This window comes from Ruegeria sp. CDSC042 (assembly GCF_059610745.1).
In genome coordinates, this window is the sequence record NZ_JBXWOF010000001.1 from 185,518 (window position 1) to 198,887 (window position 13,370).

14 protein-coding genes are annotated in these 13,370 nt (G+C 54.5%); 3 read left to right on the forward strand and 11 right to left on the reverse strand.

What is annotated here, in order from left to right:
* Positions 1-13 precede the first annotated feature (13 nt).
* The 5 genes from AC2FHX_RS00930 to AC2FHX_RS00950 all read right to left on the reverse strand — a co-directional run bounded on the left by AC2FHX_RS00930 (position 14) and on the right by AC2FHX_RS00950 (position 4,510).
* Entirely contained in the window at positions 14-928 is a 915-nt protein-coding gene (locus tag AC2FHX_RS00930) for a hypothetical protein (RefSeq protein ID WP_246097123.1), read from the reverse strand.
* Between the two features lie 197 nt (positions 929-1,125).
* Positions 1,126-1,914, reverse strand: a complete 789-nt coding sequence (locus tag AC2FHX_RS00935) for a lytic murein transglycosylase (protein ID WP_142633122.1) — start codon at positions 1,912-1,914, stop codon at positions 1,126-1,128.
* A gap of 65 nt (positions 1,915-1,979) precedes the next feature.
* Positions 1,980-2,624 carry an MSMEG_1061 family FMN-dependent PPOX-type flavoprotein gene (locus tag AC2FHX_RS00940; protein WP_496700543.1) on the reverse strand — a complete coding sequence of 215 codons (645 nt, stop codon included), beginning with the start codon at positions 2,622-2,624 and terminating at the stop codon, positions 1,980-1,982.
* Positions 2,625-2,729: 105 nt separating this feature from the next.
* Entirely contained in the window at positions 2,730-4,136 is a 1,407-nt protein-coding gene (gene glnA, locus AC2FHX_RS00945) for a type I glutamate--ammonia ligase (RefSeq protein WP_142633127.1), read from the reverse strand.
* 35 nt (positions 4,137-4,171) lie between these two features.
* Entirely contained in the window at positions 4,172-4,510 is a 339-nt protein-coding gene (locus tag AC2FHX_RS00950) for a P-II family nitrogen regulator (protein ID WP_142633129.1), read from the reverse strand.
* A gap of 169 nt (positions 4,511-4,679) precedes the next feature.
* Between AC2FHX_RS00950 and AC2FHX_RS00955 the strand changes: the two genes are divergently transcribed.
* The 3 genes from AC2FHX_RS00955 to tig all read left to right on the forward strand — a co-directional run bounded on the left by AC2FHX_RS00955 (position 4,680) and on the right by tig (position 9,378).
* Complete coding sequence (locus tag AC2FHX_RS00955) at positions 4,680-6,467, forward strand: NAD(P)H-hydrate dehydratase (protein WP_496700542.1); 1,788 nt, start codon at positions 4,680-4,682, stop codon at positions 6,465-6,467.
* 271 nt (positions 6,468-6,738) lie between these two features.
* Positions 6,739-7,863 carry a porin gene (locus AC2FHX_RS00960; protein ID WP_496676156.1) on the forward strand — a complete coding sequence of 375 codons (1,125 nt, stop codon included), beginning with the start codon at positions 6,739-6,741 and terminating at the stop codon, positions 7,861-7,863.
* 183 nt (positions 7,864-8,046) lie between these two features.
* On the forward strand, positions 8,047-9,378 hold the full coding sequence (gene tig, locus AC2FHX_RS00965) for a trigger factor (protein ID WP_271948081.1): 1,332 nt from the start codon (positions 8,047-8,049) through the stop codon (positions 9,376-9,378).
* A gap of 97 nt (positions 9,379-9,475) precedes the next feature.
* Here tig and AC2FHX_RS00970 read toward each other — a convergent pair whose 3' ends face one another.
* From AC2FHX_RS00970 to rpsF, 6 genes are all read right to left on the reverse strand, one after another.
* A complete protein-coding gene (locus AC2FHX_RS00970) occupies positions 9,476-10,333 on the reverse strand; it encodes an acyl-homoserine-lactone synthase (RefSeq protein ID WP_142633135.1) in 858 nt (285 codons plus the stop codon).
* 97 nt (positions 10,334-10,430) lie between these two features.
* Positions 10,431-11,132: a helix-turn-helix transcriptional regulator gene (locus tag AC2FHX_RS00975; protein ID WP_185956601.1), complete on the reverse strand. Its 702-nt coding sequence runs from the start codon at positions 11,130-11,132 to the stop codon at positions 10,431-10,433.
* 191 nt (positions 11,133-11,323) lie between these two features.
* Complete coding sequence (locus tag AC2FHX_RS00980; protein WP_281994455.1) at positions 11,324-11,800, reverse strand: transglycosylase SLT domain-containing protein; 477 nt, start codon at positions 11,798-11,800, stop codon at positions 11,324-11,326.
* A 152-nt stretch (positions 11,801-11,952) separates the two neighbouring features.
* Positions 11,953-12,573, reverse strand: coding sequence for a 50S ribosomal protein L9 (gene rplI, locus AC2FHX_RS00985; RefSeq protein ID WP_142633139.1), 621 nt, complete (start codon positions 12,571-12,573; stop codon positions 11,953-11,955).
* A gap of 12 nt (positions 12,574-12,585) precedes the next feature.
* Positions 12,586-12,813, reverse strand: a complete 228-nt coding sequence (rpsR, locus tag AC2FHX_RS00990; protein ID WP_005608650.1) for a 30S ribosomal protein S18 — start codon at positions 12,811-12,813, stop codon at positions 12,586-12,588.
* Between the two features lie 28 nt (positions 12,814-12,841).
* Positions 12,842-13,195 (reverse strand): 30S ribosomal protein S6, encoded by a 354-nt coding sequence (rpsF, locus tag AC2FHX_RS00995; RefSeq protein ID WP_142633142.1) that lies wholly within the window; start codon positions 13,193-13,195, stop codon positions 12,842-12,844.
* Positions 13,196-13,370: the final 175 nt, after the last annotated feature.

The window sequence follows — 13,370 nt, forward strand, 5'->3', positions numbered from 1 at the left end:
TATTGGAATTAGTCTACATGCCTAAAGCAGTTGCCACACCGGCAAAGGCACCGCTGGTGCTGAGCGCTGATATTGCAACCGAATAGGCAAGTACCTGAGTATTCAGGCGGAAATCTTCACCTCGGATCAGGTTGACGGCAGCCATCGAGGCCGCGATCGGGACCGACACGCTGGCCACGGCACCCGTAAGTCCCCAACTGGTAAGTCGCAGGATATCATTGGGTTTCTCGTGGTCGAGGGGGGGAGTGTCGGTCCGATCATCCGGTTTCTGCTCGATCGGTTCTGTCCGAAAAGCAATGCTAAGCAACTGCTCGTCTGACAGCTGGATTGGCCGCGCATGTGAGGTCTGCGTTTTGTTTCTTGGCTCATCCAGATCTTCTGTCTCCGTTAATTCAAGACCTGCAAACGGCCCGGAAACGGATTCGAAAATTTGTTTTCTGTCCCGCTGTTTAACGGGCGCCAGAGTGTCAAAAGCACTCATGAATTGTTCCATGGTCAGGACTGTATTCGGAGACAGCCATTCCACGCGCTGAGTCGCACAGATATCAACCATACGATACAGGATCACAACAAGCATAAGCTCCGAGATCTCGCTGTCGTCCAGCAAGGCGGAAACAGGGGTAATTGTGACCGTCAACCGGTTTTCGGGCAGGGTCACCCGGGGTTTCGAGACGGTCCTCAGACCGGCCGCACGGTCCCGCCGTTCAAACCGGTCTTCTGTTTCAGCCAGTTGGGTATCCAGCGTAAGGCGCACAAGGTACTGACTTGAGACGATGCTCGCCTCGGTCGTGTTCAAGATCGTTTTGCGCTCAACAAGATGGCCGTAATCTTCCAGGGTCGCCGCCACGATGGCACCAAACCGCTCGATCGCGCCATTGGTCTTGCCTGTGAACTGCAGGCCGCCGTGATAGCTGTGCTTCGGAGTCACTGCGCATTCCTTTGTGCATTCCGTCAGATGACTCAAATTATCAACAGATAAGGGAAAGAATTGGGCGGAAATGGAAAAAAATGAGAAATCGGCAAGATTGATTACGCATTGGAAACCTAGGCATTTTAAGGGCTATTTAGCGTCTGTGGCGACAATGTGTCTGAATTGCGGTCGCCCTACATGACAGACCGACACAATCATCCGTCGATTCGAGCAGCCATGATTGCGATGGATTCTTGGTACACCGTCGCGGCATTCCACTGTTGAATGACCGCAAAATTCGGTTGGCCCGGTTGATATCCGCGTCCGGGCTTCCAGCCCTTTTTACGTAGGAAATTAGCAGTCGAGGCCAGCGCATCGGTCATATTGTAGAAATCGACCTGACCGTCACCCGTGGCATCCACACCGTATTCCAGGGCATTGCCCGGCAGAAACTGTGTATGTCCCAGCTCACCATGCTTGGCACCAACAGTGTTGGTCGTAATGCTGCCTTGATCGACCAGCTTCAGTGCTCCGATAGCGTGGGGGACGAAGAACTCGGATCGGCGACAATCATAGGCCAAAGTGGTTATTGCTGACACAACCTGGCTGTCACCCATGAAATTTCCAAATCCTGTTTCCATTCCGTGAATAGCGATCAGAACGCCTGCTGGCACCCCATACTGGCGCTCGAGCGTCGCATAGAACTGAGGGTTCCTGGCTTTGCGCTTACGGCCCTGCGCTACGATGGTATCCGCGCCGCGGATCTGCATGAATTTGTCCAGCGAGTATTTAAAACTCTTTTGGTTTCGGTCCGCGGCAATGGTTCGGGTGGCGTATTGGCTTTGGCTCAGCGCCTGCAAACCCTTCTTTTTTACTCCCGCGCGCTGGGCCTGCTTCGCGAAATCCCGCTTCCAGGTCTCAAATCCATTTCCGGTGTTGCCACAGGGGGCCGCTGCCGCAAAGCCAGGTAGAGAGATTGCCAAAATAAGAGCAAGCCGAAGCATCTTGTAATCCGATCCAATGAAATGACAGGGGCAGCCTAGGCAGGGAAGCCGCACACGAAAAGGGGTTAATAAAGGTCGAGTTCCCCGGTGCCCTTCAGGCTATCAAACCATTCATCCGGCGTTTTGTCGATTTTGGCGTGCTTGACCATCATGGCGTTCATATTGGGAAGCCCTGATGAATCTGGCCAGTTTTCAGGTTGCCACATATCCGACCGGATGACGCATTTAGGGCAATGTGCAAAAGCGGTCTCGATATGAATCATAAGGGCTAGCTTAGGCGCGCGATTATTCACTGCCATACTATTCAGCAAGTCCTGGTCAATACATATGCGCGCGGTTCCTCGGATGCGCAAAGTCTCCAACTTGCCAGGCACTAGGAAGATCACACTAACACGCGGGTCCTGTATTATATTGTGAAACGTGTCAGTCCGCTTGTTGCCTGGGCGGTCGGGAATGGCGATCAGAGTGTCTGAGATCAGCCGAACAAACCCTTCGGGATCCCCACGAGGAGAAATATCCAGATAACCACCCGGATTGGCCGAAGCTATCAGGCAGAAGGTCGACTTGGCGATAAAGTCGCGGCACATGCCGTCCAGCGCGGCTTGTTCCTTGGCGATGATCTGGGGAAGGGGCGCGCCGGTGATGCGCTCCAGTCCCTCTTTCGAAGTGACGAAATCCGAGAACGGGGCGAATGCGGTTTCGGCTGACATGCGATCTCTCCTAACCGGGGTAATGGCAAGTGTGAAAGATCGGGCCAAACGAAACAAGGGGCGCCCGATGGACGCCCCTATAGAGTTATCGTCGAAAATGCTGGATTAGCAGCTGTAATACATGCCGTATTCAACCGGATGCGGCGTGTGTTCGTAGGTTTCGACTTCGTCCATCTTCAGTGCGATGTAGCCGTCGATCTGGTCTTTAGTGAACACGTCGCCCTGCAGCAGGAAGTCGTGATCCGATGCCAGGGCTTCCAGAGCTTCACGCAGTGAACCGCAAACCGTCGGGATGTCGGCCAGCTCTTCGGCCGGCAGATCGTACAGGTTCTTGTCCATGGCTTCGCCCGGATCGATCTTGTTCTTGATGCCGTCCAGACCAGCCATCAGCAGCGCGGCAAACGCCAGGTAGGGGTTTGCGGCCGGATCAGGGAAGCGGGCTTCGACGCGCTTGGCTTTCGGGCTTTCGGTCCATGGAATACGGACACAACCCGAACGGTTACGAGCCGAGTAAGCACGCAGGACGGGGGCTTCAAATCCGGGGATCAGTCGCTTGTAGCTGTTGGTCGCCGGGTTGGTGAAGGCATTCAATGTCTTGGCGTGCTTCAGGATACCACCGATGAAGAACAGTGCCTCGTCCGACAGATCAGCATACTTGTCGCCAGCAAACAGAGGCTTGCCGTCCTTCCAGATCGACATGTTCACATGCATGCCGGTACCGTTGTCGCCTGCGATTGGCTTCGGCATGAAGGTCGCCGATTTGCCGTATGCATGCGCCACGTTGTGGATGATGTATTTGAACTTCTGCAGCTCATCTGCCTGTTTGGTCAGGCTGTCAAAGATCAGGCCCAGCTCGTGCTGGCACGACGCAACCTCGTGGTGATGCTTGTCGACCTTCATGCCCAGACGCTTCATGGTCGACAGCATTTCCGAACGCAGATCCTGGGCTTCGTCGATCGGGTTGACCGGGAAGTAACCGCCCTTGACGCCCGGACGATGGCCCATGTTGCCCATCTCGTACTCGGTATCGGTGTTCCACGACGCATCAGTTGCATCAACTTCGTAGGATACTTTGTTGATGCTGTTGGAAAAACGAACGTCGTCGAACAGAAAGAACTCGGCTTCAGGACCCATATAGGCCACGTCGCCGATACCGGTTGCTTTCAAGTAGGCTTCAGCTTTCTGGGCGGTGCCGCGCGGGTCACGCTCATAAGCTTCGCCGGTGTCGGGCTCAACAACTGAGCAATGCACGCAGATGGTTTTCTCTGCGTAGAACGGATCGACATAGGCGCTGTTGGTATCGACCATCAGTTTCATGTCCGAGGCTTCGATGGACTTCCAGCCAGCGATGGAAGAGCCATCGAACATGAAGCCTTCTTCAAGGAAGTCTTCATCTACCTGATCGGCCACCAGGGTGACGTGCTGCAGTTTGCCGCGCGGGTCAGTGAAGCGGACGTCGACATATTCGGCGCCTTCGTCCTTGATTAGCTGAAGAACTGCGTCCTTGCTCATTCTCTTGATTCCTCTGAATTGAAGATTTGGTCTTGTTACAGTGCGTCCGAACCGGTTTCGCCGGTACGGATGCGAATTGCTTGTTCGACGGGTGAGACAAAGATCTTGCCGTCGCCGATCTTGTCGGTTTTGGCGGCGGAAACGATGGCTTCGATGGCGGCATCGACCAGATCGTCGTCCAGCACAACTTCGACCTTCACCTTGGGCAGAAAGTCGACCACATATTCCGCGCCGCGGTAAAGTTCAGTGTGACCTTTCTGACGGCCAAACCCCTTGACCTCGATCACGCTGAGGCCCTGGACTCCGACGTCCTGCAGCGCCTCTTTTACTTCGTCCAGTTTGAACGGCTTGATGATCGCTTCGATCTTCTTCATACCGGGCTCCCTTTAACTCTTGTCAGGATGGCACTGACCACGTCTAAGATCGGGCGGCAATGTGAATGAGAAAATGGCGATGCCGGGTTGCATGGAAATTGGATGGCCGGTGAAATTTTGAACAGTTTGCACAAAAAATAGTCAAAATTGAATCGCACGAGGGTTCAGCATGACAGATTTACTGACTGCAGCACAGATGCGGGCGATCGAACAAGCGGCCATTGAGTCCGGTGAGGTGACCGGTCTTGAGCTGATGGAACGGGCTGGGCAGGGTGTTGTCGAGGCGATTTTCGAGGAGTGGCCAGAGTTGGACAAGCGAGGGGCCAGCCCCTCGCGTTCCCTGACGTATCCGCGGCCAGATGAAGAGGATCCGTTGCGGGCAGTTGTCTTGTGTGGGCCAGGAAACAACGGTGGGGACGGGTTCGTCGTGGCCAGGCTTTTGCGGGAGCAAGGGTGGGAAGTCGCGGTGTTTCTGTATGGCGACCTAGAGAAGCTGCCGCCGGATGCGCGGGTGAATTATGAGCGGTGGCAGGAGTTGGGGGAAGTTATAACTCTGACTGAAAAGGACATGCGCAAGGGTGGTTCTGCCGATCTTTACGTTGATGCTCTGTTTGGGACGGGGCTGAAGCGCGGCTTGGACGGAGAATTGTTCAAGGTCGTTCGGCATCTTTCTGGTGTGAACGGGGAGCACTATACCGACCGCCTGGTCAGCATAGATGCCCCATCCGGCTTGTGTTTGGACAGTGGGCGGGTGTTGCATCAAGAGCCATTGAACCTATGGCCTCGCGAATTTTTGGACGGTGTACCCGCAGAGATGCGAAACAAGGTAGCTCCTGCGGGCGGCGCGCGTGCTTTGCATGACCGTTTTGCTTGGTTGACAGTGTGTTTCGACAGCCCAAAGCCTGGGCATTTTCTGGCGCAAGGACCGGATTTGTGTGGCAAGCTTGTTGTGAAAGACATCGGTATTTCCACACAGCGTTGCCGCTTTAACGGTGAACCATACGACAGTGCGTTCACATTAGGTCCCAAGCCTTTTCGCAGGGCGAGCCGACCTGCTTTTCTAACCCTTGCCGAGGCACCTGGCCGCGTGAAGGACGAGCGAACATGGGTTGGGTTGCCGCTTTATCGCTTGCCCAAATTCAAACAACAACACAAGTATTCCCATGGACATGCGCTGATCCTGTCCGGTGGTTCTGGCAAGACCGGCGCGGCGCGATTGGCGGCGCGGGGTGCTTTGCGGATTGGGGCCGGGTTGGTGACATTGGGTGTTCCTCCGGCGGCACAGATGGAAGTTGCGGCGCAGGTAACCGCGATCATGTTGCAGCGGGTTGAAGATGATAATGCACTGTCGGAAACCCTTGAAGATGAGCGCTTGAATGCTTTGTGTCTTGGCCCCGGTTTAGGTCTGGAGCGAGCACGGCATTTGGTGCCTGTTGCCTTGGCCTCAAAACGAGCGACAGTTCTGGATGCGGGCGCACTGACGGCGTTTGCAGACGACCCGCTGACGTTGTTCGACATGCTGCATGACGGTTGCGTGTTGACCCCGCACGGGGGCGAGTTCGCGCGGCTGTTCCCGGATATCTCGGAAAAACTGAAAGCGGTTCCCATCAAGGGTCCGGCCTATTCCAAAGTGGACGCCACCCGAGAGGCTGCCAGGCGGGCAGGGTGCGTGGTTTTGTTCAAGGGACCCGATACCGTGATTGCGGAGCCGAACGGGCAATGCTCAGTGAATTCGGCCGTTTATGAACGTGCGGCGCCCTGGTTGGCGACAGCCGGGGCCGGGGACGTGTTGGCGGGGTTTATCACCGGGTTGCTGGCGCGGCGGTTCTCGTCCTTGCAGGCCGCGGAAACTGCGGCATGGCTGCATGTGGAATGTGCGCGATCCTTCGGGCCGGGGTTGATCGCCGAAGATTTGCCCGAACAGTTGCCACGGGTTTTGCGGGAAGTAGGTCCTTAATCGCCTCGGCGAAAATCCGCCGCTGCAGTATTCGATGTCCCAAAATGAGCGTATGATGAAATTCAGGTCAGGCGTCAGTATTGCGGCAAGCGATCTGGGTGACTTGGATGACATATATTCTATCGTTTTGAAGTAGATCAAATTAACACCCTTCAGCTGCGGTTATATTCGAACAAGATGCGCGAGCTGAATGGGCCCGAGACAGGGGATCATAGAGAAATCGCGCACAAGCGAGCAGTGCCCGTAAATGGATCCATTATGGTGAATGACTATGACCCAGAAAGTATCGATAAGCACGATTGCGACTTGTCTGACCGCTGCATCGGCCATCCCAGCAGCGGCGGAGCTTAGATATAACAACAACAGCGGCGGTTATGTTGAGCTGTATGGCCAGTTTAACCCCGTAATTGTCTCAGTTGACGACGGGGATGAGACGGAAACCCGTTTGCTGGACAATGATCTGTCCAACAGCCGGGTAGGGCTGTTTTTGATGCAACCCTACGGTAGCAATGAGTTTACCTTCCGTTTCGAATCCGGTCTGGGCCTGCCGAGCACGGGGAGCGCCAACCAGGATGGGACAAATGCCGATGGTTGGAACCGTGAAGATATTCGGCACGTCGATTTTGCGTTGAAGGGCGGCTATGGTAAATTTTCCGCCGGGCAGGGCAGCATGGCCTCGGATGGAGCGGCCGAATCCGATCTATCCTATGTTGGCACGGCGCTCTATTCGTTCACCAATGATGAGAATGGCGCCTTCTTTTATCGTGAGTCTGATGGAATGCTAAGCGGCATTACCGTTGGTGACACATCTGATAACTTCGATGGTTCAAGGCGCGGGCGCATTCGCTATGACACGCCAGATTTCAACGGGTTTTCGGCAGCGATAGCCTATGGTCAGAACATCCTGTCCAGCAGCGATGACGATGATTACTACGATGTGTCGGTGTCCTATGGAAATACCTTATCCAACGGGGTGGAGATTGCTGCATCCCTCGCCTACGCCGTGCGCGATTACGATAGCGGATCCGGGGAGAGAAAAGACACAATCGGGTCCGCCTCGGTTCTGCTGCCCAGTGGTTTCAGCGTAACCGCAGCTTTGGGTACAAGAGATGACACTTCCAGCGGTGCCAGTGACCCGAATTATTGGTATGCGAAGCTTGCGTATGAAGACGATTGGGTGTCATGGGGTAAGACTGGTATCGGCATCGACTATTTCGACGGATCTGATTTCTCGATCGACGGCTCAAGTACGAAGGCCTGGGGTATTGCTGTCGTACAGCGCATCGACAGTATCAATACCGATGCCTATTTGAAATACCGTAACCATGATTTCGATGACACCACGAGTTTCGATGACAACGAGGCTTGGGTGCTGGGTGCGCGCTGGAAGTTCTGATCCCGCGAACAATTCCTCAAGAACGCTCCGGTCAGGTCCGGGGCGTTTTTTTGGTCAAATCGGCGGCAAAACAAGGCTGATCCGGGCTTTGCCCCTTGCACGCGGGCGGCTGGGCAAATAGAAGGCCTCAAATTTGCCCGGCGCGCCGTTTTGCGCGCCCCGAATCCTATGGGGACTACCATAATGCAGGTTACCGAGACGCTGAACGAAGGTCTGAAACGCGGCTATAACATTGTCGTATCCGCAGCTGAGCTGGACGACAAAGTTAACGAGAAACTGGTCGAAGCACAGCCTGAAGTCGAGATGAAGGGCTTCCGCAAAGGCAAGGTACCGATGGCACTGTTGAAAAAGCAGTTCGGTCAGCGTCTGCTTGGCGAGGCGATGCAAGAAAGCATCGACGGTGCAATGAACCAGCATTTCGAAGACAGCGGTGAGCGTCCGGCACTTCAGCCTCAGGTGAAGATGACCAATGAGGATTGGAAAGAAGGCGACGACGTACATGTCGAGATGTCTTATGAGGCCCTGCCTGCCATCCCTGAGGTCGACCTGAAATCGGTTGAATTGGAAAAGCTGGTTGTCAAAGCCGATGACGCGGCCGTTGAAGAAGCGCTGGGCAACCTGGCCGAAACTGCGCAGGATTTCAAATCCCGCCGCAAAGGCTCGAAAGCCAAGGACGGCGACCAGATTGTGTTCGATTTTGTCGGCAAGGTTGATGGCGAAGAGTTCGAGGGCGGATCCGCTGAAGACTATCCGCTGGTTCTGGGTTCCAACAGCTTCATCCCCGGTTTTGAAGAGCAGCTGGTTGGCGTAAAGGCCGAGGAAGAAAAAGACGTAAACGTCACCTTCCCCGAAGAGTACGGTGCCGAGCATCTGGCCGGCAAAGACGCTGTGTTTACCTGCACCGTCAAGGATGTGAAAGAACCCGTCGCCGCCGAGATCAACGACGAGCTGGCCACCAAATTTGGTGCAGAAGACTTGGAAGCGCTGAAAGGCCAGATTTCAGAACGTCTGGAAGCGGAATATAGCGGTGCTTCGCGGGCGGTGATGAAGCGTGCTCTGTTGGACGCATTGGACGTGAAGGTTTCGTTTGATCTGCCACCGTCGCTGGTAGATGCCGAGGCCAAGCAGATCGCACACCAGCTGTGGCACGAAGAAAACCCGGAAGTGGAAGGCCACGACCACGATGAGATTGAGCCGACCGACGAGCACAACAAGCTGGCCGAACGCCGCGTGCGTCTTGGCCTGTTGCTGGCCGAGCTGGGCCAGAAGGCAGAAGTTGAAGTCACCGATGCCGAGATGACCCAAGCGATCATGAACCAAGCGCGCCAATACCCTGGTCAGGAACGCCAGTTCTTTGAGTTCGTGCAGCAGAACGCTCAGATGCAGCAGCAACTGCGCGCGCCGATCTTCGAAGACAAAGTCATCGACTATATCGTCGAGCTGGCCCAGGTTGCGGATAAAGAAGTCAGCAAAGACGACCTGCAGAAAGCCGTAGAGGCATTGGAAGAGGAGTAATCCTCTTCTGCCCATAGAATTCTTATGGGCACAAAAAACGGAGCCGTCTGAAAAAGACGGCTCCGTGTGGGTGGCTTTATGCTATGAGGTGAGGGGGTCAGGCCTCATGAGCAAAAGCACGGGGGGTCCTTAGCAGAGCAGTTTTCTGCTCTGGGGTGAACCGATCCGAAACTGCTTCGATCAGGTTCAATACAGCTTCGGCTTCGGCTTTTGTGGTTGCCGAATTCATCTGTTCGACAAAGTATTTTTCCATCTGGCTTAGTGGTTGGTGGTCGTAATTCGCCACACCTGTATCTGCCGGTGTTTTGTTTCTGGCATACAGATCTATTGCCTGCTCGTCCGTCAGGAATACATCGTGAGCGATGTTCGCATATTCCCGAATTCCGGAAATTCTCTCATCTGAGCAGTCCATCAAAGCGGCCATGGCGACGACTTTACCCATGGGCTTAGCACTGCCGAGGTAGTCATAAGGCGCGTTACCGGACCTTTGCAGAACGCGGTTCATAACTGGATCAATCACCGCGATCGAGTCAAGAACGCCAGCCGCTTTGGCATATTCGAAAGAGCCAATCATAACTTCGCTGGTCACATAGGATACAGAATTTTCACCGCGCCCTCGGCCCAGTTTTTTAGTATCGACACAGAACCGGGTGGCTTCCCAGACTTGCGCGCTCCGAATTGGAGGTTCTCCATCCAGGATCGAATGGAAAACATCGGACAGCATATGCGGTCCTTTGGTTTGCAGTAGTCTCATGCACCCGACAACGTCCCCCTCGTCGTCGATGCTGACTACATGTGCTGGATGCAGATCATCGAAGTGGTCGCGCTCGCGCCCATCCTCAATATTGACCTCCCAACCAAGGCGATCGCCGAAAACACGAGCGCGCAGTTTGAACATGTCATCCAAGACATCTTTGAACTTATGTTGATTAATACCATCAATAACGATGATCATTTCCATCCCCCTACAGTCTGGTTACCGTAGGGATTAGGTTAACCAAGAAATAAGCGCAGACTATTAGGGATTTCCCGTAGAAGTGCTTTTTTTTTGATTAACCAGGGGCAATTAGGCCCAGGCCGATCGCACGACCAATAGCCTGTGAGGTGGTCAGTGCGCCCAACTTTTCACGCCCGGACCGCATATGAACTTCGACGGTACGGTGTGAAATAGACAAAATATCACCGATATCTTGTTGCGACTTTCCATCAGCTACCCATTGGAGGATTTCCTGTTCGCGTGTGGACAGTGTGGGCAGGTAAAGAGCTTTGGCCAGCAAGCCGGATTGCATAACAGTATCGTGGGCTTGAACGGCAGCAAGTTGCAGATCACCCATGACATGTTTCTTTAGCTTATCCCATTCGGAATCCGAACAGTCCCGGGTAACGTTTAACAGTCCGCATTCACCATAAGGTCCACGAACGGGAACTGTTAACCCCCTGGAACTAATGCCAAAATCATGGGCGTCACGGAATACCGCGTTGAACTTCTCGTCCTGATCAAAGCGTCCCCAATCAACGGGTGCAATGCTTAGGACAGATTGATAAAGCGTCGGATCGAAGTGATGAAAGCCCTGGCTGCCATAGTGGATTTTCCACTCATCTGGATAGTTTGCATAGCCCTGCACATCACCTTTCACAGGGTTAAAGGTGGCATAAGACGCATAGTCGAAGCCAAGCTCTTCGCAGACGGCGTTTATAACGTCAGCGGCCGACTTCTCTGTGTGGTCGACCGCGGCCAAATCTATAAGTTTCACCTGTCCAACCCTTGTGGCGGCATATCTCTCCCCCAAGACATGCCAGACTTGTCCTTAGGGGTATACGTTGCGTCAACCACAGGGCATTGTGCAAGCAAATTGTTCGCCTTGTGTAGTCATATTGCGATGTAATGGCAACAGAATGGTCCGAAACAGCATGTCTCAGATGATTCGTTTGGGGGTAAATCCGGTTATTCCGGACGTAACCCTGTTTCGACCAGCATCCCACGTGCCTTTGCTTCGGGATAGAACCCTTTTGCGTAAAGGAATATGGCGCGTTGCTGGTCGCCGTCGGACAATAGCCAAGCGCCTCGCAGATATTTCCCGGCAAATTCGAGATTTGTGTCTGCATCCAAAAGGCCTTTGGCGTTTCCAGTATATCCCATTGAACGAGCTGTGGCCGGCAGGATTTGCAGCAAGCCATAATAGGGCCGATTCACAGCCCAAGGTCGGTGGGTGCTTTCGCGAATTGCTAGCTTGTGCACCAATTCGCGCGGCACTTCGTAGTGGTCGGCCCATTTGTTTATGGAGGCCCGCAGTTCCGGTGTTTCGTTGGGATAGAGCGGAGGATCAAACGTGTTCTGGGTTGGGGTATCGGGCCCTCCGCACGCCGCAAAGGGTGCAATTATCAATAATGCCAATACACTGCGGCGCAGAAGAAATGTCATTGATCGTCTCCGAATAGTTATTATGCGATGATAGGAAACCTATTGATGACCGCAAGCAAAGGCCGGGGCCCAAGCTGGATTTCGCCGGGCGGAGGCATAAAAAAGGCCGCACAGATCGTGCGGCCTTTCTTGTTCAATTCGAAACCCGAGGATCAGGCTTTGGCTTCGTCTTCTTCGGCCGAAGCATCCTGAGCAACCAGATCGTCGTCGTCGGAAGCGGCGGAACCGATATCGTCGAACAGCTCGGCGATTTCGAATTCTGCGGCGGCTTCTTCTTCGGCGGCCAGTTCCTGAATCGATTTGCCCGATGCCTGTAGTTCGGCTTCTTCTTGCGAACGAGCAACGTTCATTTCGATTTTCACTTCAACCTCGGGGTGCAGTTTAACTGCGACTGTGTGCAGACCCAGGTCCTTGATCGGTGCGATCAAGGCAATCTGCTTTTTGTCGACGGTGAAACCTGCTTCGGTAGCGGCGTCTGCGGCGTCACGCGGGGTGACCGATCCGTACAGTGCGCCGGCATCCGAGGCCGAGCGAATCACGATGAATTGCTGTCCGTCCAGCTTTTCAGCCAGCGCTTCAGATTCTTTCTTGGATTCCAGGTTGCGGGCTTCAAGCTGCGCTTTCTGGGCTTCGAACGACGCGATGTTGGCGTCCGATGCGCTCAGCGCTTTGCCCTGAGGCAACAGGAAGTTGCGGGCATAACCGGACTTGACGTCAACGACGTCGCCCATCTGACCCAGTTTCGCAACGCGTTCCAGCAGGATAACTTGCATGTCAGTATCTCCTTACTTAACGGCGTAGGGCAGCAGGGCGAGGAAGCGGGCGCGCTTGATAGCACGGGCCAGTTCACGCTGCTTTTTCGCCGAAACGGCGGTGATGCGCGAAGGTACAATCTTGCCACGCTCAGAGATGTAACGCTGCAGCAGACGAGTGTCTTTATAGTCGATCTTCGGCGCGTTCTCACCCGAGAACGGGCAGACCTTGCGGCGGCGGAAAAATGGTTTTGCGGCCATGGTTTAGTGTCCTTTCTTCAGGCGTTAATCAACGGCGCTCGCGGCGGCCTTCGCGCTCGTCGCGCTTCTGCATCTGGACCGAAGGGCCCTCGTTGTGCTCGTCGACCTTGATGGTCAGAACGCGCATAACGTCGTCATGCAGGCGCATCAGGCGTTCCATTTCCTGAACGGCGCCAGCAGGAGCGTCGGTCTTGAGGAAGGAATAGTGACCCTTGCGGTTCTTGTTGATCTTGTAGGCCATCGTCTTGACGCCCCAGTACTCGCTGTCGATGACGTTGCCGCCATTGTCAGCCAGAACGGTGCCGAAATGTTCGACGAGGCTTTCTGCCTGCGCGTTGGACAAATCCTGACGCGCGATCATTACATGCTCATATAGTGGCATGTGCACTCCTGTTTCTATCAAGGCGCATTTCATAGGCGGGGCCGTTTCGTCCTTCGCGACCCTGCCACGAGAGGCTGCGCGATTCATGTCGTTTGCGAAGGATGGCCCGATATACACGTTTGTACGCTGGGGGCAAGGCCTGCCACAGATGCCTTTGTGAAGTCGCGCTATTTCC

Excerpts from the sequence above, each read along its gene's own strand:
- AC2FHX_RS00960 (WP_496676156.1), top strand. The coding sequence starts at position 6,739 with ATGACCCAGAAAGTATCGATAAGCACGATTGCGACTTGTCTGACCGCT.
- AC2FHX_RS00935 (WP_142633122.1), bottom strand. The coding sequence starts at position 1,914 with ATGCTTCGGCTTGCTCTTATTTTGGCAATCTCTCTACCTGGCTTTGCG.
- AC2FHX_RS00940 (WP_496700543.1), bottom strand. The coding sequence starts at position 2,624 with ATGTCAGCCGAAACCGCATTCGCCCCGTTCTCGGATTTCGTCACTTCG.
- AC2FHX_RS00955 (WP_496700542.1), top strand. The coding sequence starts at position 4,680 with ATGACAGATTTACTGACTGCAGCACAGATGCGGGCGATCGAACAAGCG.
- AC2FHX_RS00980 (WP_281994455.1), bottom strand. The coding sequence starts at position 11,800 with ATGACATTTCTTCTGCGCCGCAGTGTATTGGCATTATTGATAATTGCA.
- rpsF (WP_142633142.1), bottom strand. The coding sequence starts at position 13,195 with ATGCCACTATATGAGCATGTAATGATCGCGCGTCAGGATTTGTCCAAC.
- tig (WP_271948081.1), top strand. The coding sequence starts at position 8,047 with ATGCAGGTTACCGAGACGCTGAACGAAGGTCTGAAACGCGGCTATAAC.
- AC2FHX_RS00970 (WP_142633135.1), bottom strand. The coding sequence starts at position 10,333 with ATGATCATCGTTATTGATGGTATTAATCAACATAAGTTCAAAGATGTC.
- rplI (WP_142633139.1), bottom strand. The coding sequence starts at position 12,573 with ATGCAAGTTATCCTGCTGGAACGCGTTGCGAAACTGGGTCAGATGGGC.
- AC2FHX_RS00950 (WP_142633129.1), bottom strand. The coding sequence starts at position 4,510 with ATGAAGAAGATCGAAGCGATCATCAAGCCGTTCAAACTGGACGAAGTA.
- rpsR (WP_005608650.1), bottom strand. The coding sequence starts at position 12,813 with ATGGCCGCAAAACCATTTTTCCGCCGCCGCAAGGTCTGCCCGTTCTCG.
- glnA (WP_142633127.1), bottom strand. The coding sequence starts at position 4,136 with ATGAGCAAGGACGCAGTTCTTCAGCTAATCAAGGACGAAGGCGCCGAA.